This window comes from Arthrobacter crusticola (assembly GCF_004357995.1).
In the GTDB taxonomy this organism is placed as follows: Bacteria; Actinomycetota; Actinomycetes; order Actinomycetales; family Micrococcaceae; genus Arthrobacter_D; species Arthrobacter_D crusticola.
Genome location: NZ_SMTK01000005.1, coordinates 107,746 through 131,350 on the forward strand (window position 1 = coordinate 107,746; position 23,605 = coordinate 131,350).

Here is a 23,605-nt window from a genome sequence, read left to right on the forward strand (position 1 = left end):
CGGGCGGAAGCCCCCGGAGCCCGTTTTTCCACATCGGGCCCCGGGGGCTTTTCCCTGCCGTGCCGGGTTCGGAATGCTTGAGCAATGTCACCGCTGAGCACCGGCTCCACTGTTCCCCCCGTCCGGGTCGTCCGCGACACGTGGGCCCGTGCCGGCCCCGCCGGGCGGCAGCCGCCCGGCGAGGCCGTGCTCTTCCATGCCGGGGAGTTCTTCAGCGCCGTCGAACTTCAGGGGATGACCCTCGACGGCCTGGTCAGGAGGGTCTACCGGGAGACCTACCGGCGCACCGACTGCCCCGAAGACGCGGCCGTGCGCGCGCGTGCGGCGGCGAACGCGCTTCCGGCCCCGCTGCGCGGCCGCGTGGCGCTGGCCCGCCAATGCGCGGCCTGGGTGTACGGGTGCGCGCCGCCACCGCCGCTGCTGAGCGTGGTCACGGACCACCGCCGGCGCACTACCGCGGTCCCGGCGTTCGGGGCCACCACGATGCACCAGGTGGCGCTGGGACCCTTCGACGTCAATCTCGTCGGCGGCGTGCCGGTGACGACGCCGCTGCGCACCGCCCTCGATATCGCCGTCCACGGGCCCGAGGAGACCGCCGTCGACATCCTGGCCGCCCTGGCCGCCGCGCCGGGGCTCGAGTGTCCGCTGCGGCTGGTGGAGGCGGCTTTGGCGGGCGTGCGCAGGGTACCGGGCAAGGCCCGTGCCCTCGCCCGGCTCGGGCAGGCCCGGACCGACGCCGGCGGTTCAGGGGCACGGCCGTAGCCGCACGGCGCCGGGAACCCAACCTGGCGCACGCTGCGCAAGCGGTGAAAGGACGAGGACCCGGACCGGGAGAGATGACCCACGGCCCGTCCCGCTCACCGGGACAGAGGCCCAGGTCCCGTCCTAGGTGCGCCGCTGCGAGCCGGTGGTCCGGTAGACGTCGAACACGCCATCGATCCGCCGTACGGCGGCCAGCACGTGGTTGAGGTACTTCGGATCGCCCATCTCAAAGGCGAACTTCGACATGGCCACGCGGTCCGAGGAGGTATTGACGCTCGCGGCGAGGATGTTGACCTGGTTCTCCGAAAGGACCCGGGTCACATCCGAGAGCAGGCTCTTCCGGTCCAGTGCCTCCACCTGGATCTCGACGAGGAACACACTCGACTGTGTCGGGGCCCATTCGACGGGCACGATGCGGTCCGGCTGATCCCGCAGCTCCTGGACATTCCGGCAGTCCGAGCGGTGCACCGACACCCCTGAGCCGCGGGTGACGAACCCGATGATCGGATCGGGGGGAACCGGCGTGCAGCACCGGGCGAGCTTCACCCAGACGTCGCCGACGCCGCGCACCGTCACCCCGGAGTCGGAGAACTTGGGCCGGCGCGGCTGGCTGGCGACCGCAGGCTCGGCCAGGTCCTCCTCGGCCTCCTGGTGGCCGCCCATAAGCGCCACGAGGTGCTCGATGACGTTCTGGGCGGAGGTGTGCCCGTCGCCGACCGCTGCGTACAGGGCGGCGATGTCCTGGTGGTGGAGCTCCTGGGCCACGGAGAGCAGCGCGGTATGAGTCATCATCCGCTGCAGGGGAAGGTTCTGCTTGCGCATGGCGCGGGTGAGCAGGTCCTTGCCCTTATCGATGGCCTCTTCGCGGCGCTCCTTCGTGAACCACTGCCGGATCTTGTTCCGGGCCCGCGGGCTCTTGACGAAGCCCTGCCAGTCCTGGCTCGGCCCGGCGCCTTCGGCCTTGGAGGTGAAGATCTCAACCCAGTCGCCGTGGTTCAGTTCGCTGTTCAGCGGCACGAGCTTGCCGTTGACGCGGGCACCGATCGTCCGGTGCCCCACCTCGGTGTGCACCGCGTAGGCGAAGTCCACGGGGGTGGAGCCGGCCGGCAGGGCCATGACCTCGCCCTTGGGAGTGAAGACGAACACCTCGCGGGCGTTGATCTCGAAGCGCAGCGAGTCGAGGAACTCGTTGGGGTCGGCCGTCTCCTGCTGCCAGTCGACGAGGCTGCGCAGCCACCCGAGGTCTCCGCTGTCGGGGGCCTCGGCAGCCTTGCCGGCCCCGTTCTTGTACTTCCAGTGCGCCGCCACACCGTACTCGGCCCGCCGGTGCATGTCGTGGGTGCGGATCTGGATCTCGACGGGCTTGCCGCCGGGGCCAATCACCGTGGTGTGGAGGGACTGGTACATGTTGAACTTCGGCATCGCGATGTAGTCCTTGAACCTGCCGGGCAGCGGGTTCCAGCGCGAATGAAGCGAGCCGAGGGTTGCGTAACAGTCGCGGACGCTGTCCACGAGGACCCGGACGCCCATGAGGTCATGGATGTCGTCGAAGTCCTTGCCCCGGACGATCATCTTCTGATAGATCGAGTAGTAGTGCTTGGGCCGCCCGGTGATGGTGGCCTTGATCTTCACCGCGCGCAGGTCTTCGTCGATCTGGTCGCGGATCAGGTTCAGGTGCTTCTCGCGCTCGGGGGTGCGGTCCCCGACCATCCTCACGATCTCCTCGTACACCTTCGGGTGGAGGGCAGCGAAGGAAAGGTCCTCGAGCTCCCACTTGATGGTGTTCATGCCGAGCCGGTGGGCCAGCGGGGCGAAGATCTCGAGGGTTTCCCGGGCCTTCCGGGCCGAGGACTCGGGTGAAACGAAGCGCCAGGTGCGGGCGTTGTGGAGCCGGTCGGCAAGCTTGATGACGAGCACCCGGATGTCCTTGGCCATGGCCACGACCATCTTGCGCACCGTTTCGGCCTGCGCCGCGTCGCCGAAGGAGACCTTGTCCAGCTTGGTGACGCCGTCGACGAGCATGGCGACCTCGGCGCCGAAGTCCCGGCGCAGCTCATCGAGGGTGTAGGCCGTGTCCTCGACGGTGTCGTGGAGCAGCGCCGCGGCCAGGGTGGTCCCCGACATCCCAAGCTCGGCCAGGATCGTCGCGACCGCCACGGGGTGGGTGATGTACGGGTCGCCGCTCTTGCGCATCTGGCCTTCGTGGCTGCGCTCGGCGACGAGGTAGGCGCGCTGGATGAGGTCCAGGTCCTCTTTGGGGTTGTTGGCCCGCACCGTACGCAGGAGCGGCTCCAGCACCGGCGAGTAGCCGCTTGAGCCGCGCCCGGTCAGCCGCGCGATGCGGGCACGGGTGCGCCCTCGGCGGCCGGGGGTGGGCGGTTCGGACCCGGGCAGGCGGGACGGAGCGGCCGCCGGAGCGGCCTGGGCTGCCGCCGGTGCGACCGGCGCCGCGATCCAGTTCGGACCTGCGGCCGGAGCGGCGGGCGGCGGGCCGGGCACAGGACGCGATGGAGCGGCCGGCGGTGGTGTCCGGCCGGTGGTGGACCGCTCTGCGGGTGTTACCGCTTCAGCCATTTCAGCCCTTATCCTCAGCGCGTCGGCTACCTCTCATGCCCTTCGGGAGTGCACACCGTTAAGTCTAGCGGTGCCGGCGGCGCAGGAGCTGCACCGCCGGCACCCCCGGATCAGGCGTTTGCGGCCTGGAGCGCCCGCCGCTGCCGGACCTTCTTTTCCTGCTCCTTGATCTCCGGCTCATTCAGCCGCAGCCAGGCGTACATCGGCGCGGCGACGAAGATGGTGCTCAGGGTGCCCAGGATGATGCCGATGAACAGCGCCAGGGACAGGTCGCGGAGCGTTCCGGCGCCGAGGAGGTAGGCACCGATGAACAGGATTGAGGCCACCGGCAGCACCGCCACGACCGAGGTGTTGATGGAGCGCACCAGCGTCTGGTTGACCGCGAGGTTCACCTGCTCGGCGAAGGTCCGCTTGGAGTCCACGGAGAGCTCCGCGGTGTTTTCCCGGATCTTGTCGAACACCACCACCGTGTCGTACAGGGCGTAGCTGAGGATGGTGAGGAAGCCGATGATCGCCGAGGGGGTCACCTCGAAGTCGCTGAGCGAGTACAGCCCGGCGGTCACGACCATGACGACCACCAGGGCGCTCATGGCGGCCAATGACATCTTCCAGGTCCGGAAGTACAGGGCCATGAGCACGGCGGCCAGCAGGACGAACACCACCAGGCCGATCAGCGCCTGCCGGCTGACGTCCTCGCCCCAGGTGGGCCCGACGAAGCTCGAGGTCACCTGTTCGGGCCCGACGCCGTAGGCTTCCACGAGGTTGTCGCGCACGCTCAGCGTCTGGTCGTCGCTGAGCCGCTCGGTCTGGACGCGGATGGTCTCGGCCGCGATGTTGGTGACCCGCGGGACAGCCTCGGGCACGACGGCGGTGACGGCCTTCTCCCCCACCGCGATGTCGGTGTTGGCGGTGTCGGACACGGTGAACTCGGAGCCGCCGCGGAAGTCGATGCCAAGGTTGAATCCGCCCTTGACCACCGGGATGATCAGCGAGAGGAGCACGGCGGCTGCGGCGATGATGAACCAGAGGTTCCGCTTGGCGACGAAGGGGTAGGACCGCTTGCCGGAATAGAGCTCGTTACCGAAGTCGGCGAAGCTGCTGCGCTTCATCGGTTGTCTTCTTTCTCTTCGGCGGGGCCGCGTCCGGCCAATGCCTTTTGCTGCTCCGCGATGCGACGCTCGGCAATGGTCATGCGGCGTTCCGCCTCGCCGGCGGCCGCCTTGTTCTTCGTCTTGGCCGCTACGGCCGGCCGGGCGGCCGTCTCGGCGGGGCTGCGGAAGCGTCCGGCTCCGCGGTAGAGCGGCGCCACGCCCAGACGCTCCGGGTCAAGCCCGGACCACTTGTGGCCCTCGCCGAAGAACCGGGTCCGGGCCAGCAGGCGCAGGACCGGGTGGGTGAACAGGAACACGACGACGAGGTCCGCGATGGCCGTCAGGCCCAGGGTGAAGGCGAAGCCGCGAACGTTGCCGACGGCCACGAAGTAGAGGACAAGGGCTGCGAGGAGGTTGACCGCCTTGGAGGCGAGCACCGTCCGCTTGGCGCGGCGCCACCCGTTCTCCACGGCGGAAATCATGCCCCTGCCGTCGCGCAGCTCGTCGCGGATCCGCTCGAAGTACACGATGAAGGAGTCCGCGGTCTGCCCGATGGCGACGATCAGGCCTGCCACACCGGCCAGGGACAGCCGGTAGTTCTCCGTCCAGCCCAGGATGGCGATGGCCAGGTAGGTCAGGACGCCGGCCACGACAAGCGAGGCGATGGTGACCAGGCCGAGCATGCGGTACTGGAACATCGAGTACACGGCCACCAGCGCCAGGCCGATCAGGCCGGCGATGAGGCCAAGGCGCAGCTGGTCGGCGCCGAGGGTCGCGGAGATCTGCTGCTCGCTCTGGATCTCGAAACTGATCGGCAGGGCGCCGTACTTCAGCTGCTCGGCGAGGGTGGCGGCCGACTCCTCGGTGAAGCTGCCGCTGATGCTCGGGTTGCCGTCGGGGATTACGGCCTCCGTTGTGGGGGCGGAGACGATGCGTCCGTCCAGCACAATGGCGAACTGGTTGCGGGGGTCGCCGTCTTCGAAGGCGAAGAGCCGCTCCGTGACTTCGCGGAAGGTCTTCGTGGCCTTGTCGTTGAAGTCGATGTTGACGACCCAGCTGTTGAGGGCCTGGCCCTGCTGGCTGCGGGCCGTTCCGAAGGTCGCGTCCTCAATGTCGGTGCCGGGCACCTCGACCGGACCCAGGATGTACTTGCCCTGGGTTTCGGGCTCGCAGGCGACGAGGGGCTGGTCGGCGGGGGCCGGTTCGGTCCTCGGCTCAAGCGCGGCGGGGTCGAGGCAGTCGAGGGTCTCGAACGCCGTGTAGATCTCCGGGGTGATCCAGTTGGGGTCGCTGGCGTTGGTGGGCTCGGCCGTGGGCTTGGGCAGCTGGTCGGCGGGCGTGGGGGTCTCCGCGGCAGGCGCCTGGCCCGGTCCGCCCGCGAGCACGGGGCGGAATTCAAGCTGCGCCGAGGCCCGGATCAGCTCACGGGTCTCGGAGTCGGGGGTCCCAGGGAGGGAGACGATGACGTTGCGGCCCGACTGGGTGGAGATTTCGGCTTCGGCCACGCCGCTGCCGTCGACCCGCTGGCGGATGATCTCCACCGCCTGGTTCAGCTGTTCGGGGCTGATCTCGGAGCCGCCGCCCTGGAGCTTGGGCGAGAGGATCAGCTGCGTGCCGCCCTCGAGGTCGAGGGCAAGCTTCGGGGTCCAGCTCGCGTTGCTCCAGGCGGAGCCGGCGCCCAGCAGCGCGGCGAGCAGAGCAAGAAGTACGCCCAGCCAGACGAGGGTTCGTTTGGCTGCCGTGCCGGGGCCGGTACGTGGCATTGTCGATTGTCCTTAGGAGTGGAGCGCGGTGTCCGCGCCGTGCCGGGGGAACCCGGCCGCCGGGGCTGCCCGGGGCCGGGACCGCATGCTAGTTGTCGTTGTTCCTGTTGTTCTCGCGGTTCAGCCGAGCCACGGTTTCCTCGGGGGTTTCGGCGGCGGTGCTTCCCGCGGCGCCGGCGGTCCCGGTCGTGGCGATGGTGTCCGGCGCGGCGATGGTGTCCGGCGCGGCGACCGAGGGCTCATCAGCGAGGTCCCCTGCCGGCTCCTGCTTCACAACCTTGCTCAGGGCCTGGGTGTGCACGGTTGCGGTGTTGCCCGGGGAAAGTTCGATAACGGCCTTGTTGTTTTCCTGGTCGATCGACACGATGGTCCCGAAGAGGCCGAACTGGGTCATCACCTCGGCGCCGGGCTCCATCTGCGAACGCATCTCGGTGACCTGCTGCTTGGCCTTGCGCTGCCGGCGGAACATGGAGAAAATCAGAAACGCCAGTGCGAGCGGCAGGATCAGGTTGAAGATGTCGAATCCTCCACCGGCGGCGTTACCGGTGTCGGCGGCGGTCGAGGCTACTACGTTTGCGAACACAGAAAAGTTCCGTTCCTATGACTTGGAGCGGCACAGCCGGCGCAGGTTCAGCCGGCTCACGCCGCGTGTCCTCCCAGTGTAAAGGGAAACCGGCCCCCGGCCGGTCAGGCGGGCTCAGGTCATCCAGTCCTCGGCCGGGTCCCCGCCGGAAACCTCCTCCTCCTGCGCGGCGGTGAAAAGATCCTCGGGCATCGCGGCGGCCACCGAGGGCGGCATCACCAGCCCGAGGTGGTGCCAGGCCGCGGCGGTGGCGATCCTGCCGCGCGGGGTGCGCCCAAGCATGCCCTCGCGGACCAGGTAGGGTTCGGCAACCGTCTCGACGGTCTCCGGCTCCTCCCCGACGGCGATGGCAAGCGTCGACAGGCCTACCGGGCCGCCGTTGAACTTGGTGATCAGGGCGGTCAGCACGGAGCGGTCGAGCCGGTCCAGGCCCTTTTCGTCGACCTCGTACATGTCCAGGGCCGCCCCGGCGCTGCCGGCGTCGATCAGGTCGATGCCGTGGACGAGCGCCCAGTCGCGCACCCGCCGCAGCAGGCGGTTGGCGATGCGCGGGGTCCCCCGGGAGCGGCCGGCGATCTCGGCGAAGGCGGCCGAGTTGACCTTCATGTCCATGAGCATCGCCGAGCGGCGCAGCACCAGTTCGAGCTCCTCGGTGGAGTAGAACTCGAGGTGGCCGGTGAAGCCGAAACGGTCGCGCAGCGGCCCGGGCAGCAGCCCGGCGCGGGTGGTGGCCCCGACAAGGGTGAAGGGGGGAAGGTCGAGCGGGATGGCCGTCGCGCCGGGGCCCTTGCCGACGACGATGTCGACGCGGAAGTCCTCCATCGCCATGTAGAGCATTTCCTCCGCCGGGCGGGACATGCGGTGGATCTCGTCGAGGAACAGCACTTCACCCTCGGTGAGCGAGGAAAGGATCGCGGCGAGGTCGCCGGCGTGCTGGATCGCCGGGCCCGAGGAGATGCGCAGCGGCGCGTTCATCTCGGCGGCGATGATCATGGCGAGCGTCGTCTTGCCCAGCCCGGGCGGGCCCGAGAGCAGCACATGGTCGGCGCTGCGGCCACGGAGCCGGGAAGCCTCGAGCACGAGGGACAGCTGCCGGCGCACGCGTTTCTGCCCGACGAAGTCGTCGAGGTTCTTCGGCCGCAGGGCGGCCTCGACGGCCCGGTCCTCGGGATCGGAACCGGCGGAGACGAGGGGTGCTTCCTCGGGCTGCTGGGCGGGGCTCATCAGAGGGTCCTCGCCCGGGCCGAGCTCCGGGCGCCGTCGGAGCCAAGCCTGCGCAGCGTGAGTTTGAGGATCTGGCCGACGTCGCCCGTGGCCGCGATCTCCGGCGCGTCAGAAACTGCCGCGTCGATGGCTGCTCCGGCGTCCTTTTCCGACCAGCCGAGCCCCATCATTGCCGTGAGCACCTGGCCCTGCCAGGTGTTCTTCGGAACGCCGGGCGCCTCGAGGGGTACCAGCTTGCCCGCGAGTTCGAGGACAATCCGGCGCGCGCCCTTGGGCCCGATGCCGGGCACCTTGCTGAAGGCTTTGTCGTCCCCGGAGGAGGCGGCGATGCGGATGGCTTCGGGGGTGTGCACGGCGAGTACGGCCAGGGCGAGCCGCGGGCCGACGCCGCTGATCGCCAGGAGCGTGTCGAAGACCTCGCGCTGCTCGGCGTCTTCGAAGCCGAAAAGAGTCATCGAGTCTTCCCGCACAACCATCGTGGTGAAGACCTGGGCCTCGCCGCCGACCCGGAGCGTGGCCAGGGTCTGCGGCGTCGCCTGGACCTGCATACCGAATCCGTTGACGTCGAGCACGGCGGACTGCAGGCCCACGGAGGCCACCGTGCCGCGGAGGGAACTGATCATGTCGGGGAGCTCCAAAGAGGTGGTGGGATCGATCGCCCGAACCAGCGTCCGAACATACTTTCTATTACGTTACCGTTCCGGGGCACCGGACGCGCAACGCCACACCGGGCCGTCCTCCGTCAGCGCTCCCGGATCCTCCGCGGTGCCCGTCAGCGCCGCCGGGCCCTCGCCTCGGCCTCGGCCCACAGGCGCTGGGCAGGAGTGGCGGCTCCCGCACCGGAGGCGGCGGCCGCCCCCTGCATTCCCACTCCCCTGCGCCAGGCGTGGGTGATGGCCAGGGCCAGGGCGTCGGCGGCGTCGGCCGGCCGGGGCGGGGCGTCAAGCCGCAGGATCTTGGTGACCATCTTGGTGACGGCCACCTTATCCGACTGCCCGTTGCCGGTCACCGCGGCCTTGACCTCGGTGGGGGTGTGCAGCGCGACCGGGATCCCGCGCCGGGCCGCGGCGGCGATGACGACGCCGGAGGCCTGGGCTGTGCCCATCACGGTGCTGACGTTCAGCTGGCTGAAGACCCGTTCGACGGCCAGCACGTGCGGGGAGTGGAGGTCGAGCCACTCGTCGACGGCCTCGGCGATGACCAGCAGCCGCTGGTCGAGGCTGCGACCGGCCTCCGTGCCCACCACGCCGACGGCGACCAGGGTCGAGTGCCGGTTCGGTTCGACGTCGACGACGGCAAGGCCGCACCGGGTCAGCCCGGGGTCGATGCCCATGACGCGGATCGTCACGGCGCACCGTCCCGCAGGCCCGCCCGGACGGTGCTAATCGTCGGTCTCGAGTTCGGCGAGGACCTCTTCGGAGAGGTCGGCATTGGAGTACACGTTCTGCACGTCGTCGAGTTCTTCGAGGGCGTCAACGAGCTTGAGGAACTTTTTCGCGCCGTCGACGTCGAGCTGGACCTGCATTGAGGGGACGAATTCGGCCTCGTCGGTGTCGTACTCGATGCCGTTCTCCTCGAGCGCGGCCACCACGGCCCGCAGATCCTGCGGCTCGGAGATAACCTCGAAGGTGTCGGGCGACTCCTTGACCTCCTCCGCGCCGGCGTCGAGCACCGCCATCAGCACATCGTCCTCGGACAGCCCGTTCTTGGGCAGTGTGACAACGCCCTTGCGGGTGAACAGGTAGGCGACCGAGCCCGGGTCGGCGACGCTGCCGCCGTTGCGGGTGATGCCGAGACGGACCTCGGAGGCGGCCCGGTTCTTATTGTCGGTGAGGCACTCGATGAGCAGGGCCGAGCCCTGGGGTCCGCGGGCCTCGTACATGATGGTCTGGTAGTCGACGGCGTCGCCGAGGAGCCCGGCGCCGCGCTTGACGGCGCGGTTGATGTTGTCGATGGGGACCGAGGTCTTCTTCGCCTTGGACACCGCGAGCTCAAGGCCCGGGTTGCCGGCGAGATCCGCGCCTCCGGCCCGCGCCGCCACCTCGATGTTCTTGATCAGCTTGGCGAAGGACTTAGCGCGCTTGGCGTCGATCGCGGCCTTCTTATGTTTGGTTGTAGCCCACTTAGAGTGCCCCGACATGCTTACGCTTCTCCTCTGATCATTCGAATAAACAACTCGTGGACCCGCCGCTCGCCGGTGACTTCCGGATGGAAACTCGTCGCGAGCAGGTTGCCCGACCGCACTGCGACAATTCTAGCGACCGCCCCGGACTTCTCCGGGCCGCCGTCGGAGGACCCGCCGGGCGGGGGCGTCTCGGGCGCCGGCACCTCGGCGAGGACCTCCACCGACGGCCCGACCTTTTCCACCCAGGGGGCCCGGATGAAAACGGCCCGCACCGGGTCGTTCCCGCCGGCGCCGGCGGTGTCGGCGAGCCCCGTGAAGGCCAGGTCGGTCTCGAAGGATTCGCGCTGGCGGCCGAAGGCATTGCGCCGCACCACGATGTCCAGTCCCCCAAGGGTCTGCTGGGGGTTGCCCTGGCGGTCTGTGGAGGGATCGGCGATGACGTCGGCGAGCATAATCATGCCGGCGCAGGAACCGTAGGCGGGCAACCCGCCCAGTATCCGCGCGCGCAGCGGTTCCGCGAGGTCGAAGGCCCGGGTGAGCTTGTCGATGGTCGTGGATTCGCCGCCGGGGATGATGATCCCGTCGATCCCCTCGAGCTCGGAGGGCCGCCGGACAGCGGTGGCGGTGCCGCCGAGCGACTCGATGGTTCGGATGTGTTCGCGCACGTCCCCCTGAACGGCCAGCACGCCGATGCGCACGCCGGAGGAGGGCGAAGGTGAGGAAGAGGCCATGGTCCAATTCTAGGTTGTCCATTTCCACGCCGGGTGCGGGTTGGCTGGCCGGTTCCCCCGGGCGGTTGCGCTAGGTTTAAAGGCATGAATCCCCTGAGCGTGCTGGTTGGAAAAGCGGTGCGCCGCGCCTCAAGGCTGCGCGGCGGCGGGTCTGCGCTGCCTGGCCTCGTGGTGGAACGCCTCGATCCGGGTTTCATGGGCCGGGCCCTGTCGACCCTCGAGCACGGCGTGATGGTGGTCAGCGGAACCAACGGCAAGACCACCACCACCAAGATGGTCGTTGAGCTGCTCGAAGGGCAGGGCCTTCGGGTTTTCACGAACCGGACCGGCAGCAACTTCACCCGGGGCGTCGCGGCGGCCCTGCTGGGCGAGGTCGACTGGCGCGGACGCCTCAACGCCGACATCGCCGTCCTTGAACTCGACGAGGCCCACGCCGTGCACTTCGTGAACCTTGTCCGCCCGAAGTACTCCCTGCTGCTGAACGTCCTGAGGGACCAGCTCGACCGGTTCGGCGAGATCGACGCGACTACCCGCCTGCTGGACAAAATCGCCGCCGCCACCACCGGCACGGTGATCCTCAACCGCGAGGACCCGCGCGTGGCCGGTCTCGCGCCGACGGTGCGCGACGCCGGCGTCGTCTACTTCGGCCTCGACCCCTCGCTGCGGAGCACCTTCCCGAACGATGACGAACTCCGCGGCGCCACCGGCGTCCCGGCGCCCTCGGACCTCCCCGCCGACGTCGTGCTGGAGCAGGTCGACGGCAACGGCGCGGTGTTCGGCGTCGGTGGGGAATCGGTGCCGGCCGACCTGCGCCTGCGCGGGGTCTACAACATCTTCAATGCCGCCGCAGCCCTGGCCGCGGCCCGCACCGTGCTCGGCGGGACCGCCGACCAGGACGCTTTGTTCTCCTCGCTGTCGGCCGTCGAACCGGCCTTCGGGCGCGGCGAGAGCCTCACCGTCGACGGCCAGCCCCTTGAACTGGTGCTCGTGAAGAACCCCAGCGGCTTCCGGCTCGGGCTGAAGTCCTTCGATCCGGCCGGCCACGCCACCATGATCGCGATCAACGACAACTACGCCGACGGCCGGGACATGTCGTGGCTGTGGGACGTCGACTTCGACTCGCTGCGCGCCGCCGGCGTCAACCTCGTGACCGGGGTGCGCGCCTACGACATGGCGCTGCGCCTGAAGTACGACGACGTCGAGGTCCGCGGCATCGAGCCCGAGATCCCGGCCGCGCTCACGGCGTTCATCGCCGGCAGCCCGGGCCAGCCAAAGCGCATCTTCTGCACCTACACCGCGATGCTCGCCGTGCGGCGGGAACTTTCAAAGATCACGACCGTCGAGGTGGTTTCCTGATGTCCAAGGGCACGATATCAATCCTTCAGCTGTACCCCCGCGAGATGAACATCTACGGCGACTGGGGCAACGTCCTGGTGCTCAAGCAGCGCCTTGCCTGGCACGGGTACGACGCGGTCGTCTCCGAACACAATGCCGGTGACAGCTTCCCCGACGACGCCGACCTGATCATCGGCGGCGGCGGGCAGGACAGCGGGCAGCTGGTCATCCAGCAGGATCTGCAGGCCATCGGGCCCCGCCTGCGCGGGCTGGCCGAGGACGGGCAGCCGATGCTCGCCATCTGCGGGCTCTACCAGCTGTTCGGCAGGTTCTTTCGGACCGTGGACGGCACGGTGATCCCGGGCATCGGGGTGCTCGACCTTGAGACCCACGGTGGAAAGGAGCGCCTCATCGGCAATGTCGTCGCCACCAGCGAGGAGTTCGGCGAGATCCACGGGTACGAGAACCACAGCGGGCAGACCTTCCTGGGCGCCGGGGTGACGCCGCTGGCCACTGTCACCAAGGGCGAGGGCAACAACGCCCGCGACAACCACGAGGGCGCGCGCCGTCACAATGTGGTGGCCAGCTACCTCCACGGCTCCCTGCTCCCGAAGAACCCCGCGATCGCAGACTTCCTCATCCGGACGGCGGTCGAGCGGAAGTACGGAACGTTCGAGCCGGGCGAGGTTGACGACACCCTCGCCGACCTCGCCCGGCGCCACGCGGGCAGCCGGCCGCGCTGACTCCAGTCCGCGCGGACCTTCGTCCGGGCCGGCCCGCCCTACCATTCAGCGGAGACGTCCGGGCAGGTCACCCGGTTCCCGACCGGCCGGCACGGGCGCCGGAGGGGAACCAGTTCCCCGCCGGCGCCGCGGCATGCAAAAGTTAACGCTTATGAGCAACCCCTTCCTCGAGCCGAGCACGCTCCCCTACCAGCTGCCGCCCTTCGACCGCATCGAGGACGGGCACTACCTGCCGGCCTTCGAGGCGGGGTTCGCGGAGCAGCTTGCCGAGATCGGGGCCATCACCGCCAACCCGGAGCCCGCGGACTTCGAGAACACCATCACCGCCCTCGAGCGTTCGGGGCAGGTCCTGCAGCGGGTTGCCGCCGCGTTCCACAACCGTTCCTCCGCCGACTCCACAGCCGCCATTCAGGAGATCGAGACGCACATCGCGCCGCGCCTCGCCGAGCACTCGGACAATATCCACCTCAACCGCGCCCTCTTCGAGCGCCTCAAAGCGGTCCCGGCCGACGGCCTCGACGCCGAACCGGCCCGGCTGCTGGCCGAGTACCGTAGGCGGTTCACGGCCGCGGGCGCCGAGCTCGACGACGCCGCCCAGGCCCGGCTGCGGGAGCTTAACGCCGAACTGTCCGAACTCTCAACCGAGTACCAGCAGCGGCTGCTGCGGGACACCAATGCCTCCGCGCTCCTGCTCGACACCGCGGCCGAGCTCGACGGCCTCCCTGCCGATGACATCGCCGCCGCCGAAGCTGCCGCGGAAGCGGCGGGCCACCCCGGCCGATACCTGCTCACGCTGATCCTCCCCACCAGCCAGCCGGCGATGGCCCTGCTGACCGACCGCGCGGTGCGCCGGCGCCTGTATGAACTGTCGGTGAACCGCGGCTTCCGCGAAGGCCCGGACAACACCCTGGAGCTTGCCGCACGCATGGCGGCCCTGCGCGCGGACCGCGCCGCCCTGCTGGGCTTCGACACGTACGCCGCGGCCGCCACGGACGACCAGACGGCACCCTCGCTCGGGGCCATCCGGGAGCGCCTGGCCGCCCTGGCCGGGCCCGCCGTGCGCAATGCCCGGGCCGAGGCCGCCGAGCTCGAGGCCGACGCCGGGCACCCGCTGGAGCCGTGGGACTGGGCCTTCCACTCGGAGCGGGTCCGCCGCTCGAAGTACGACGTCGACCTCGCCGCGCTCCGGCCCTACTTCGAGCTGGACCGCGTCCTGAAGGACGGCATCTTCTTCGCGGCCGGGCAGCTGTACGGGCTGCGCTTCACCGAACGCCCCGACCTCACCGGCTACCACCCCGAGGTGCGGGTGTGGGAGGTCTTCAACGAGGACGGGTCCGGCCTGGGCCTGTTCCTTGGTGACTACTACACCCGCGACACGAAGAACGGGGGCGCCTGGATGAACTCCTTCGTTGAGCAGTCCGCACTCCAGGGCACCCGCGCGGTCGTCGTGAACAACCTGAACATCCCCAAGCCTCCGCCCGGGGAGCCGACCCTGCTCAGCTTCGACGAGGTGGTCACCGCCTTCCACGAGTTCGGCCACGCACTGCACGGCCTGTTTTCCAACGTCACCTACCCCACTTTCTCGGGCACCAGCGTCCCGCGCGACTTCGTCGAATATCCCTCGCAGGTCAATGAGATGTGGATGCTGTGGCCCGAGGTCGTGGCCAACTACGCCCGCCACCATGAGACCGGAGAAGCCCTCCCGCAGGAGGTCATCGACCGTGTCACGGCGGCGTCGACGTGGGGTGAAGGCTTCGCCACCACCGAGTACCTCGGGGCGACCTTGCTCGACCTCGCCTGGCATTCCCTGCCCCCCGGCACCACCGTTGAGGACCCTGCGGCCTTTGAGCAGCAGGCGCTCCAGGAAGCCGGCGTCGACTTCGCCCTGGTTCCCCCGCGCTACCGGACCGGCTATTTCAAGCACATCTTCGCCGGCGGCTATGCCGCTGCCTACTACGCCTATATCTGGAGCGAGGTCCTCGACGCCGACACCGTCGAATGGTTCAAGTCCTCGGGCGGGCTCACCCGCGCCAACGGCGACACCTTCCGCACCGAGCTGCTTTCGCGGGGCAACAGCATCGACCCGCTTCAGGCGTTCCGCAACTTCCGGGGCCGGGATGCCGAACTGGAGCCGCTGTTGAAGCGGCGGGGCCTGGCCTGAGCCCGGATGGTCACAATTGCCCAGGTCCAGCGCCTGCACACCGCCTGGTTCGCGGCGCTTGCCACCGCCACCGGCGGGAAGACCTTCTCCACCCACGGGTGCACGTGGGCGTGGCTTCCGGCACGGTCCCAGCTTCTGCTCCTGTTCCCGGAGGAGGTCTCGCTGGCCGGCATCCGCCCGGGCCTCGCCGAGGGCAGCAGGCTCGGAGCGAGGACGGTGGGCGTCTGGCTGAACGGTGCGGTGCGCAGCAGCTCCCTGTCGTCCCTGGGGTTCTCCCCGGGGTGGCAGCCGTGGTGGATGGCCGCGCCGGTCGGGGTTCCGGCCGCCTACGAGGACGGCGCTGCCGAACTGTCGACGGAGGTGCCTGAGTATCTGGGGCCGCTGGCCCGGGAACTGCGGGTGGTGCGGTCCCAGCCACGGCAGGCCTGGCACGCCGAGACAAGGGTCGGCGGGAACGTCGTCGGCGCAGCCTACGCGTTCTACCCCTCCGGGGTTCCGGGGCTCCGGGGCCTCGGCGGGATCTTCTCACTCGAAGTCCTGCCGGAGTACCGTCACCGTGGCCTCGGCACCGCGCTACTGAGCCGCGCGGCCAAGACGGCGGCGGCATCCGGTGCCCGGCATCTCGCGGTCAATGCGGCGCCCTCCGGATCGGAGTTCTTCGCGGCCCGGGGTTTCGACCTCGTGGGCCGTGGCAAGACCTTATGGATGGCACTCTAAGCGCTGGACGGCAGGGCGGACGGCGGACCTAGGCTGCGTCGGGGGCACTGCGGGGACGGAACCGCCGGATGCTGTAGGCGATGAACGCAGCCGCGAGCAGTGCCGAGACGATCAGCCCCGAGCCGACGCTCCAGCCGCCGGGCAGCCACCACTGCGCCTCGAGCGGCCACCAACCGGGCGCGGGCGGCTGAATTCCCCAGAGCACGCCGACGAGGGCCATCACCAGGACGGCTGCGAAACTGAGGGCGATGTTGCGCCGGGTCCGAACGCCATGGGCGGCGGCGGCGAAGGCCCGGGTCTTGACCGGCTGCAGCCACCGGCGGGCCCATTCGTACTGCTGGGCGAGCATGGTGAGTCCGGCGACAAGCGCCAGCAGGCCGGGGCCGGGGAGGACGAGGGCCGCGAGCCCAATGGCCACGAGGAGCCAGCCCAGGACCAGCCCGGCCACGCGTTTTGCACCCCGGGGACGAGTCCGTCCTATGAACCGCGCCATGCGAACCCTCCAAAGTATCGGCCTGCTCCTGCGCCGACACCGGTTGAGCACCGGCCCGCCCGCACCGGCCTTCCTTCACCGGGCTGCCGGATTGGCCTGACCCGGTGGAACTGCCGCTCCCGCTGGAGCGGGAGCGGCAGCTCGGACCGGCCGCCGTGCCGGTTGGTGGGCTGAAGGACCGTGTCGACGGGCCGTCTACACCGGCCTGTCAGCTAAACGTTCAGGCCGGCCGCAGAGTTCGCGCCGACCTGGTCGACCTTGCGGTGAAAACGCATCCCGGCCTTGCCGCCGAGCACGGCCCCGATCAGGGGGACGATGACGGCGATGACGAGGGCGATGATCCCACCGGTGGTCAGCGCACCCTCGTTAACGGGGATGCGGGGGAAGCCGTTGAGGCTGCCGAGGACGTTGAACTGGCTCCCGGCGACGGCGCCGAGGATGGCAAGGAGGATCGCCACGGCAATCGCCCACAGCCAGACCGCCAGGCCCTGCTTGGCGCCGTCGAAACGCGCCATGCGCCCGGCGACATATCCGCCGCAGAAGTAGGCGATGAAAAGGATTGCCGCGAGCACGAGTCCACTGACGATGCCCACTGTCTGCAGGTCCTGGGAGGCCTGGTCGGCGACCTGTCCGGCGTCGGCGTTGTTCGCGACCCCCACCCCTGCTCCGACAGCGCCGAGAAGTGCAGTGAGGACCACCGCAATGCCTGTGGCCGTCATCCAACCGAAGAAGGCCGAGCCGAACTTCATCCCGCCGAACTGCCGCCGCTCCTCGGCGACCATCTCGTCACGTCTACCCTTCGGCGTGCTCGACCCGGACGTGTTGTGCTGTGCCATGAAGATCTCCTCGAACGTTGCGGTGCGTGTGGGTTGATCCGATCGGCACGCAGGGTGCCGATCGCCGTTTCAACGCTAGTAGCCTACCGCTAGATCGACTAGTAGTAAGCAGGCTTGCCATTTAATTCCGGGGCCCCTAGAGTGGGCGGTGCAAGCAGCCCGGGGCCTCGTGCCCATGACCTCCACTACGGCCCCGCCCACCACGGCGGAGCCAGTGAACACCTTCGTGAACACCAAGGAGAAACATGATTACCCAGGAAAACCTGAACGACCTGGCCGCCGGCCGCGGAAACGTGTACACCAATGACGGCGGCAAGCTCGGCTCGATCGGCCAGCTGTATGTCGATGACGAGACCGGGCAGCCCAGCTGGGTCACGGTCAACACCGGCCTGTTCGGCACCTCCGAGTCCTTCGTGCCGCTCCAGGCCGCATCGGTTGACGGCAACGACGTCCGCGTGCCCTATAGCAAGGACCTCGTCAAGGACGCTCCCAAGGTGGACAAGGACGGCCACCTGAGCCCCGAGGAGGAGGACCGCCTGTACCGGCACTACAGCCTCAACGGCGGCTCCGACGGGACACGCGACGTCGACTACGACACCACCGGCACCACCACCGGCCGTGAAGCCGTCGGCCACGACACCTCCGGACCGACCACCGACGAGGCAATGACCCGTTCGGAGGAGCAGCTGCGCGTGGGCACCGAGTCGCGCGAAGCCGGCCGGGTGCGACTGCGCAAGTTCGTGGTCTCCGAGAACGTGTCCCAGACGGTTCCGGTGTCGCACGAAGAGGTCCGCCTCGAGCGTGAGCCGATCACCGACGCCAACCGCGACGCCGCAATGGCCGGCCCGGCCATCAGCGAGGAGGAGCACGAGGTCGTCCTGCACGAGGAGCGGCCCGTCGTCGAGAAGGAAGCCGTACCGGTCGAACGCGTCCGCCTCGACAAGGAGACGGTGACCGAGCAGCACACGGTCAACGAGGAAGTCCGCAAGGAGCAGATCGAACCCGACGGCGACCTCGGCCGCGGCCGGCACTGATCCACCGGCCCCCAGAGGGAACGCAGAAGGGGCACCGCCTGTTGGCGGTGCCCCTTCTGTTCGTGCGTTGAGCCCCCGGTGCGCCTGCTACCAGCCGCGCTCGGCGAGGCGGTGCGGCTGCGGCAGCTCGTCGACGTTGATGCCCACCATGGCCTCACCCAGGCCCCGGGAGACCTTGGCGACCATGTCCGGGTCGTCGTGGAAGGTCGTCGCCTTCACGATGGCGGCGGCCCGCTCGGCGGGGTTCCCTGCCTTGAAGATGCCCGAACCGACGAACACGCCGTCGGCGCCGAGCTGCATCATCATGGCGGCGTCCGCAGGGGTCGCAATGCCGCCGGCGGTGAAGAGCACCACCGGCAGGCGGCCCTCCCGGGCGACCTCCTTGACCAGCTCGTAGGGCGCCTGCAGTTCCTTGGCGGCAACGTACAGTTCGTCCTCGGCCATTGAGGAGAGCCGGGCGATCTCCGAGCGGATCTTGCGCATGTGCATCGTCGCGTTGGAGACGTCGCCGGTGCCGGCCTCGCCCTTGGAGCGGATCATCGCCGCGCCCTCGTTGAGGCGGCGCAGCGCCTCGCCCAGGTTCGTGGCGCCGCAGACGAAGGGCACCGTGAACTTCCACTTGTCGATGTGGTTTGAGTAGTCCGCAGGGGTCAGCACCTCGGACTCGTCGATGTAGTCGACGCCGAGCGACTGCAGCACCTGCGCCTCGACGAAGTGACCGATCCTGGCCTTGGCCATCACGGGGATGGACACGGCGTCGATGATGCCGTCGATCATGTCGGGGTCGCTCATGCGCGAGACCCCGCCCTGGGCGCGGATGTCGGCCGGAACCCGCTCGAGGGCCATGACAGCCACCGCGCCGGCGTCTTCGGCGATCCGGGCCTGCTCCGGCGTGACGACGTCCATAATCACGCCGCCCTTCAGCATTTCAGCCATTCCGCGCTTGACGCGGCTGCCGCCGGTCGAAGCGGCGGTTGTTGAATTGTCGTCAACGGTGGACACAGAAAGCCCCTAAAGATTGGTAAAAGGTAACGCATCCCATAATACGCCCGGACGGGCCGGCACACCGCGCCCGTTCCGGGCCGTTCCGCGGGTCGGCGCCGCGTCCGGGAAGGGCGGCTACCCGCCGGCTCCGGCGCGCGGGCGCCCGGGCGCCTCCGCCTGGTTTTCCCGCAGCGCCGGAGAGGAGCGCGGCACCAGGACCAGGACGGCCGAGGGCAGCAAAGTAATTTCGGCGGGGACGGGCCCGACCAGTTCCCCGTCGGCGTAGACGTTCAGGCCCGGCGCCGCGGTCAGGCGGACCAGCCGGCCCCGGGAGGAGGCGACGCCCGACTGGGTGAGGTGGGCGCCGCGGAAGGCGCGGAGGAACACGGAGACAAGGCGGACCCGGCCGCCGCCGCGCAGGCGGACGACGTCGAGCAGGCCGTCATCGGCGGCGGCGTCGGGAGCGATGCGGATGCCTCCGCCGTACTGGCCGACATTGCCGACGGCGACGAACCAGCCGCGAAACTCCTCCCGATCGCCGTCGACCTCGACTTCGAACCCGACGCCCTTCCAGGCGAGAAGTGCCCGCACTCCCCCGGCGAGGTAGCTCAGGGGACCCAGGCCGACCCGTGCGGCGTTGGCCAGTTCCGCGGCGAGCCCGTCGAAGCCGATGTGGGCGACGCCGAGGAACGGGACCCCGTTCACGCAGCCGAGGTCGAGGGGACGCACCGACAGGGCTGACATCGAGCGGACGGCCCGGACGGGGTTGACCGGCAACCCCAGCCTGCGGACCGTGTCATTGCCCCGCCCGCCGCCAAGGGCGAGCAGCACCGCCGAGGTGCCGCGGAGGCCGGCGGCGACGGCCCCGTGCAGGCCGTCACCGCCGAGGGAGGCGACGAGGGAGCCCGGGCCGGCCGTGGCGGCGGCCGCGCGGGCGTCGGCCAGGTCCCGGGTCACATGTTCGACGACATCGTAGCCCTGCCCGGCCAGGGCACTGCGGACCCCGGCTCTAAATCTCAGGCTCCGACCGCGGCCGGAGGTGGGGTTGACGATCAGCAGGGCCCGCGGCGGGGCGGGCGCGGCGCCTGGCGGCACGCTCATCGAGCGGTCCGGCCGCTGGAGGGCACCGGGTTCAGCCCTGTCCGGCGGGGCGGGGGTCCATCGACTGGCGCCGCACGGCGGCGACCCGCTGGAAAACTGTGACTCCACTGGCAAGGGCGAGCAGGACCAGGACGCCGAGGAGGAACTCCCCCGGCAGGCCAAGGCCGGTCAGTCCTGCGGTGACGAGCACCGACACGAGCCGCTCGGCGCGTTCGGCGATGCCGACGCTGGCGTCGAAGCCGAGCGCCTCGGCCTTGGCCCGGGCATAGGACACGAGCATTCCGAGCACGAGGCACAGCAGGGCTGCAACCGCCGTCGGGACGGAGTCCCCGCCGGTGAAGTACCAGACGGCCAGGCCAGCGAACACGGCGCCGTCGGCCACCCGGTCCAGCGTGGAATCGAGGAAGCTGCCCCAGGGGCCGCCCGGTCCCCGCAGCCGGGCCATGATGCCGTCGATGACGTCGGAGAAGACGAAGGCGGTGATGAACAGCGTGCCCCAGAAGAGCTCGCCCTGCGGATAGAAGGCCAGCGCGCCGACGGCCACCCCCGCCGTGCCGGCGATGGTCACGGCGTCAGGGCTGACCCCCCACCGCAGCAGCAGCGCCGCCAGCGGGGTGAACAGGGTCGTGAAGAAGTTCCTCGCGTACTTGTTGAGCATGGTTCAGGCACGCCCTTCCGCAGCATTGGCGTTGCGCACACCCGCGGCAGCCCCGGAGGTGGGCCAGCCAGCGGCGACCTGCCGGCGCACCTCGTCGAGGGTCTGCGTCACCGCCTTGGTCTGGGCGATGATCGGCAGGAAGTTCCCGTCCCCGCCCCAGCGCGGCACGACATGCTGGTGCAGGTGCGCCGCGATGCCCGCGCCCCCGGTGCGGCCCTGGTTCATGCCGATATTGAACCCGGTGGGGTTGGACACCGTCCGAAGCACCCGCATCGCCGTCTGGGTCAGATCGGCGAACTCCGCCGTCTCAGCCCCGTCGATGTCGGTGTAGTCCGGAAGGTGGCGGTAGGGAACCACGAGGAGGTGACCGGGATTGTAGGGATAGAGATTGAGCACCACGTAGCAGTGTTCGCCCCGGTGGACGATGAGGGACTCCTCGTCGCTGCGGGTAGGGGCCACGCAGAACGGGCAGTCGTTCTCGCCGGTGACCTGGTCCTGGCCGCCCTTGATGTAGGCGAGGCGGTGCGGGGTCCACAGGCGCTGGAAGGCATCGGGCACGCCGGCGAGCTGGAAGTCATCCGTCGCCGCGGCATCCCCGGGGTAGTCCGCTCCGGCGTCTGGGGTCCGCTCCATCAGAGAGACTTATCCCGGGTCCGGACCGCGTGGACGATACGCTTCACGGCCTCCTCGACGGGCACCTGGTTTTCCTGGCTTCCGTCGCGGAAGCGGAACGAGACAGCACCGGCCTCCTGGTCCTCACCACCGGCGATCAGGACGAAAGGCACCTTCTCCTTGCTCGCCGTGCGGATCTTCTTGGGGAACCTGTCCGTGCCGGCGTCCACCTGGGCGCGGATGCCTTCGGCCTTGAGCCGGTCGACGACGTCGTACAGGTAGTCGTTGAAGGCCTCCGCCACGGGGACGGCGAGGACCTGCACCGGTGCGAGCCAGGCCGGGAAGGCTCCAGCGTAGTGCTCGGTGAGCACGCCCATGAACCGCTCGATCGAGCCGAACAGGGCGCGGTGGATCATCACGGGGCGCTGGCGGGTGCCGTCGGCGGCCTGATACTCCATTTCGAAGCGCTCGGGCAGGTTGAAGTCGAGCTGGATGGTCGACATCTGCCAGGTGCGGCCGATGGCGTCCTTGGCCTGGACGGAAATCTTGGGGCCGTAGAACGCGGCTCCCCCGGGATCGGGAACCAGCTCCAGGCCCGACTCCTCGGCCACCTCGGCGAGGGTGCGGGTCGCTTCCTCCCAGATGTCGTCGGCCCCGACGAACTTTTCCTCGTTCCGGGTGGAGAGTTCAAGGTAGAAGTCATCGAGCCCGTAGTCCTTGAGGAGCCCGAGGACGAAGTTCAGCGTCCCGGTCAGCTCCTCCTTCATCTGCTCGCGCGTGCAGTAGATGTGGGCGTCGTCCTGGGTCATGCCGCGGACCCGGGTGAGGCCGTGGATGACGCCTGACTTCTCGTACCGGTACACCGAACCGAATTCGAAGAGCCGCAGCGGCAGTTCCCGGTAGGAACGCCCGCGGGACTTGTAAATCAGGTTGTGCATGGGGCAGTTCATCGGCTTGAGGTAGTAGTCCTGCCCGGGCTTGCGCACCGAACCGTCCTCATTGAGCTCCGCGTCAACGTGCATCGGGGGGAACATGCCGTCCCGGTACCAGTCGAGGTGGCCCGACACCTCGTAGAGGTGGCCCTTGGTGATGTGCGGGGTGTAGACGAACTCGTACCCGGCCTCGGTGTGGCGCTGGCGGGAGTAGTCCTCCATCGCCTTGCGGATGACGCCGCCCTTGGGATGGAACACCGGCAGCCCCGAGCCGAGCTCGTCCGGGAAGGAGAAGAGGTCGAGCTCGGAGCCCAGACGGCGGTGGTCGCGGCGCTCGGCCTCGGCCAGGCGCTCCCGGTAGGCCACCAGGTCCTCCTTGGTGGGCCAGGCGGTGCCGTAGATGCGCTGCAACTGCTTGTTCTTCTCGCTGCCGCGCCAGTACGCGGCCGCGGAGCGGGTCAGCGCGAAGGCGTTGGAGATCAGCTTCGTATTAGGCAGGTGGGGGCCGCGGCACAGGTCCTCCCAGATCACGTCGCCGGACTTCCGGTCGACATTGCCGTAGATCGACAGCCCGCCGGCGCCGACCTCCACGGAGGCACCCTCCTCGTCGGAGGCATCGCCCTTGAGCCCGATCAGTTCGAGCTTGTAGGGCTCATCGGCCATGGCCTGACGCGCCTCGTCCTCGGACACCTCGCGGCGCACGAAGAGCTGGTTCGCGTTGACGATCTTCTGCATCATCTTCTCGAGCTGCTTCAGCTCGTCGGGGGTGAACGGCTCGTCGACGTCGAAGTCGTAGTAGAAGCCGTCGGTGATGTAGGGACCGATGCCGAGTTTCGCGCCGGGGCGCAGCTGCTGCACCGCCTGGGCGAGCACGTGGGTGGCCGAGTGCCGCAGCACCTGGAGGCCCTCGGGCGACTCCATCGTCACGGCTTCGACCTGCGCACCCTCGGGCAGCGGCTGGTCGAGGTCCTTCAATTCACCGTTGACCCGGACCACGACGACGTCGCGGCGTTCACGGAAGAGATCGGCACCGGTCGTGCCCGCGGTCACCTGGTTCTCTTCGCCATCGACGATGAGGGTGATAGGTAGGGGCGCTGACACAGTGGTCTCCTTGCGAAAGTGGTACGAGCTTATGGCTGGCGTTCA

Annotated in this window: 22 protein-coding genes; 6 read left to right on the forward strand and 16 right to left on the reverse strand. The window is 69.3% G+C overall.

Annotated features, from left to right (window positions below):
- The first annotated feature begins 84 nt into the window (after positions 1-84).
- Positions 85-762: a hypothetical protein gene (locus E2F48_RS14465; RefSeq protein ID WP_133404674.1), complete on the forward strand. Its 678-nt coding sequence runs from the start codon at positions 85-87 to the stop codon at positions 760-762.
- A gap of 123 nt (positions 763-885) precedes the next feature.
- Here the strand turns inward: E2F48_RS14465 and E2F48_RS14470 are convergent, their stop codons facing one another.
- The 9 genes from E2F48_RS14470 to pdxT all read right to left on the reverse strand — a co-directional run bounded on the left by E2F48_RS14470 (position 886) and on the right by pdxT (position 10,853).
- Positions 886-3,336 (reverse strand): RelA/SpoT family protein, encoded by a 2,451-nt coding sequence (locus tag E2F48_RS14470; RefSeq protein ID WP_133404675.1) that lies wholly within the window; start codon positions 3,334-3,336, stop codon positions 886-888.
- 110 nt (positions 3,337-3,446) lie between these two features.
- Positions 3,447-4,445 carry a protein translocase subunit SecF gene (gene secF / locus E2F48_RS14475; RefSeq protein ID WP_133404676.1) on the reverse strand — a complete coding sequence of 333 codons (999 nt, stop codon included), beginning with the start codon at positions 4,443-4,445 and terminating at the stop codon, positions 3,447-3,449.
- Positions 4,442-6,190 carry a protein translocase subunit SecD gene (secD, locus tag E2F48_RS14480; protein WP_133404677.1) on the reverse strand — a complete coding sequence of 583 codons (1,749 nt, stop codon included), beginning with the start codon at positions 6,188-6,190 and terminating at the stop codon, positions 4,442-4,444. Before secD ends, secF begins: the two co-directional genes overlap by 4 nt.
- Before the next feature lie 88 nt (positions 6,191-6,278).
- Positions 6,279-6,773, reverse strand: a complete 495-nt coding sequence (gene yajC / locus E2F48_RS14485) for a preprotein translocase subunit YajC (protein WP_185149828.1) — start codon at positions 6,771-6,773, stop codon at positions 6,279-6,281.
- A gap of 114 nt (positions 6,774-6,887) precedes the next feature.
- Entirely contained in the window at positions 6,888-7,997 is a 1,110-nt protein-coding gene (gene ruvB, locus E2F48_RS14490) for a Holliday junction branch migration DNA helicase RuvB (protein ID WP_133404678.1), read from the reverse strand.
- Complete coding sequence (gene ruvA / locus E2F48_RS14495; protein ID WP_133404679.1) at positions 7,997-8,620, reverse strand: Holliday junction branch migration protein RuvA; 624 nt, start codon at positions 8,618-8,620, stop codon at positions 7,997-7,999. Before ruvA ends, ruvB begins: the two co-directional genes overlap by 1 nt.
- 149 nt (positions 8,621-8,769) lie before the next feature.
- Positions 8,770-9,345 carry a crossover junction endodeoxyribonuclease RuvC gene (gene ruvC / locus E2F48_RS14500; RefSeq protein WP_133404680.1) on the reverse strand — a complete coding sequence of 192 codons (576 nt, stop codon included), beginning with the start codon at positions 9,343-9,345 and terminating at the stop codon, positions 8,770-8,772.
- Positions 9,346-9,378: 33 nt separating this feature from the next.
- Positions 9,379-10,137, reverse strand: a complete 759-nt coding sequence (locus tag E2F48_RS14505; RefSeq protein ID WP_133404681.1) for a YebC/PmpR family DNA-binding transcriptional regulator — start codon at positions 10,135-10,137, stop codon at positions 9,379-9,381.
- Positions 10,138-10,139: 2 nt separating this feature from the next.
- Positions 10,140-10,853 (reverse strand): pyridoxal 5'-phosphate synthase glutaminase subunit PdxT, encoded by a 714-nt coding sequence (gene pdxT, locus E2F48_RS14510; protein WP_133404682.1) that lies wholly within the window; start codon positions 10,851-10,853, stop codon positions 10,140-10,142.
- A gap of 84 nt (positions 10,854-10,937) precedes the next feature.
- Between pdxT and E2F48_RS14515 the strand changes: the two genes are divergently transcribed.
- From E2F48_RS14515 to E2F48_RS14530, 4 genes are all read left to right on the forward strand, one after another.
- Positions 10,938-12,209, forward strand: a complete 1,272-nt coding sequence (locus E2F48_RS14515; RefSeq protein WP_133404683.1) for a Mur ligase family protein — start codon at positions 10,938-10,940, stop codon at positions 12,207-12,209.
- A complete protein-coding gene (locus E2F48_RS14520) occupies positions 12,209-12,931 on the forward strand; it encodes a type 1 glutamine amidotransferase (protein WP_133404684.1) in 723 nt (240 codons plus the stop codon). The genes E2F48_RS14515 and E2F48_RS14520 overlap by 1 nt, the downstream gene beginning before the upstream one ends.
- Positions 12,932-13,082: 151 nt before the next feature.
- The gene (locus E2F48_RS14525) at positions 13,083-15,092 is read left to right on the forward strand and encodes a M3 family metallopeptidase (protein WP_133404685.1); all 2,010 of its coding nucleotides are present in this window, start codon (positions 13,083-13,085) and stop codon (positions 15,090-15,092) included.
- A 6-nt stretch (positions 15,093-15,098) separates the two neighbouring features.
- Complete coding sequence (locus E2F48_RS14530; protein WP_133404686.1) at positions 15,099-15,809, forward strand: GNAT family N-acetyltransferase; 711 nt, start codon at positions 15,099-15,101, stop codon at positions 15,807-15,809.
- Positions 15,810-15,837: 28 nt separating this feature from the next.
- Here E2F48_RS14530 and E2F48_RS14535 read toward each other — a convergent pair whose 3' ends face one another.
- Both E2F48_RS14535 and E2F48_RS14540 read right to left on the reverse strand, forming a co-directional pair.
- Positions 15,838-16,302 carry a PGPGW domain-containing protein gene (locus tag E2F48_RS14535; protein ID WP_133404687.1) on the reverse strand — a complete coding sequence of 155 codons (465 nt, stop codon included), beginning with the start codon at positions 16,300-16,302 and terminating at the stop codon, positions 15,838-15,840.
- Positions 16,303-16,514: 212 nt separating this feature from the next.
- Complete coding sequence (locus E2F48_RS14540) at positions 16,515-17,138, reverse strand: hypothetical protein (protein WP_133404688.1); 624 nt, start codon at positions 17,136-17,138, stop codon at positions 16,515-16,517.
- A 245-nt stretch (positions 17,139-17,383) separates the two neighbouring features.
- Here E2F48_RS14540 and E2F48_RS14545 point away from each other — a divergent pair, with 245 nt between their 5' ends.
- On the forward strand, positions 17,384-18,172 hold the full coding sequence (locus tag E2F48_RS14545; protein ID WP_133404689.1) for a PRC and DUF2382 domain-containing protein: 789 nt from the start codon (positions 17,384-17,386) through the stop codon (positions 18,170-18,172).
- 87 nt (positions 18,173-18,259) lie between these two features.
- On the opposite strand, the gene pdxS is transcribed toward E2F48_RS14545, so the two are convergent.
- From pdxS to thrS, 5 genes are all read right to left on the reverse strand, one after another.
- A complete protein-coding gene (gene pdxS / locus E2F48_RS14550; RefSeq protein ID WP_120169118.1) occupies positions 18,260-19,174 on the reverse strand; it encodes a pyridoxal 5'-phosphate synthase lyase subunit PdxS in 915 nt (304 codons plus the stop codon).
- A 117-nt stretch (positions 19,175-19,291) separates the two neighbouring features.
- Positions 19,292-20,257 carry a diacylglycerol/lipid kinase family protein gene (locus E2F48_RS14555; RefSeq protein WP_133404690.1) on the reverse strand — a complete coding sequence of 322 codons (966 nt, stop codon included), beginning with the start codon at positions 20,255-20,257 and terminating at the stop codon, positions 19,292-19,294.
- A gap of 31 nt (positions 20,258-20,288) precedes the next feature.
- Positions 20,289-20,915, reverse strand: coding sequence for a phosphatidylinositol phosphate synthase (pgsA, locus tag E2F48_RS14560; RefSeq protein ID WP_133404691.1), 627 nt, complete (start codon positions 20,913-20,915; stop codon positions 20,289-20,291).
- Between the two features lie 3 nt (positions 20,916-20,918).
- Positions 20,919-21,548 carry an HIT family protein gene (locus tag E2F48_RS14565; RefSeq protein ID WP_133404692.1) on the reverse strand — a complete coding sequence of 210 codons (630 nt, stop codon included), beginning with the start codon at positions 21,546-21,548 and terminating at the stop codon, positions 20,919-20,921.
- Entirely contained in the window at positions 21,548-23,560 is a 2,013-nt protein-coding gene (thrS, locus tag E2F48_RS14570; RefSeq protein ID WP_133404693.1) for a threonine--tRNA ligase, read from the reverse strand. Before thrS ends, E2F48_RS14565 begins: the two co-directional genes overlap by 1 nt.
- Between the last annotated feature and the right edge of the window lie 45 nt (positions 23,561-23,605).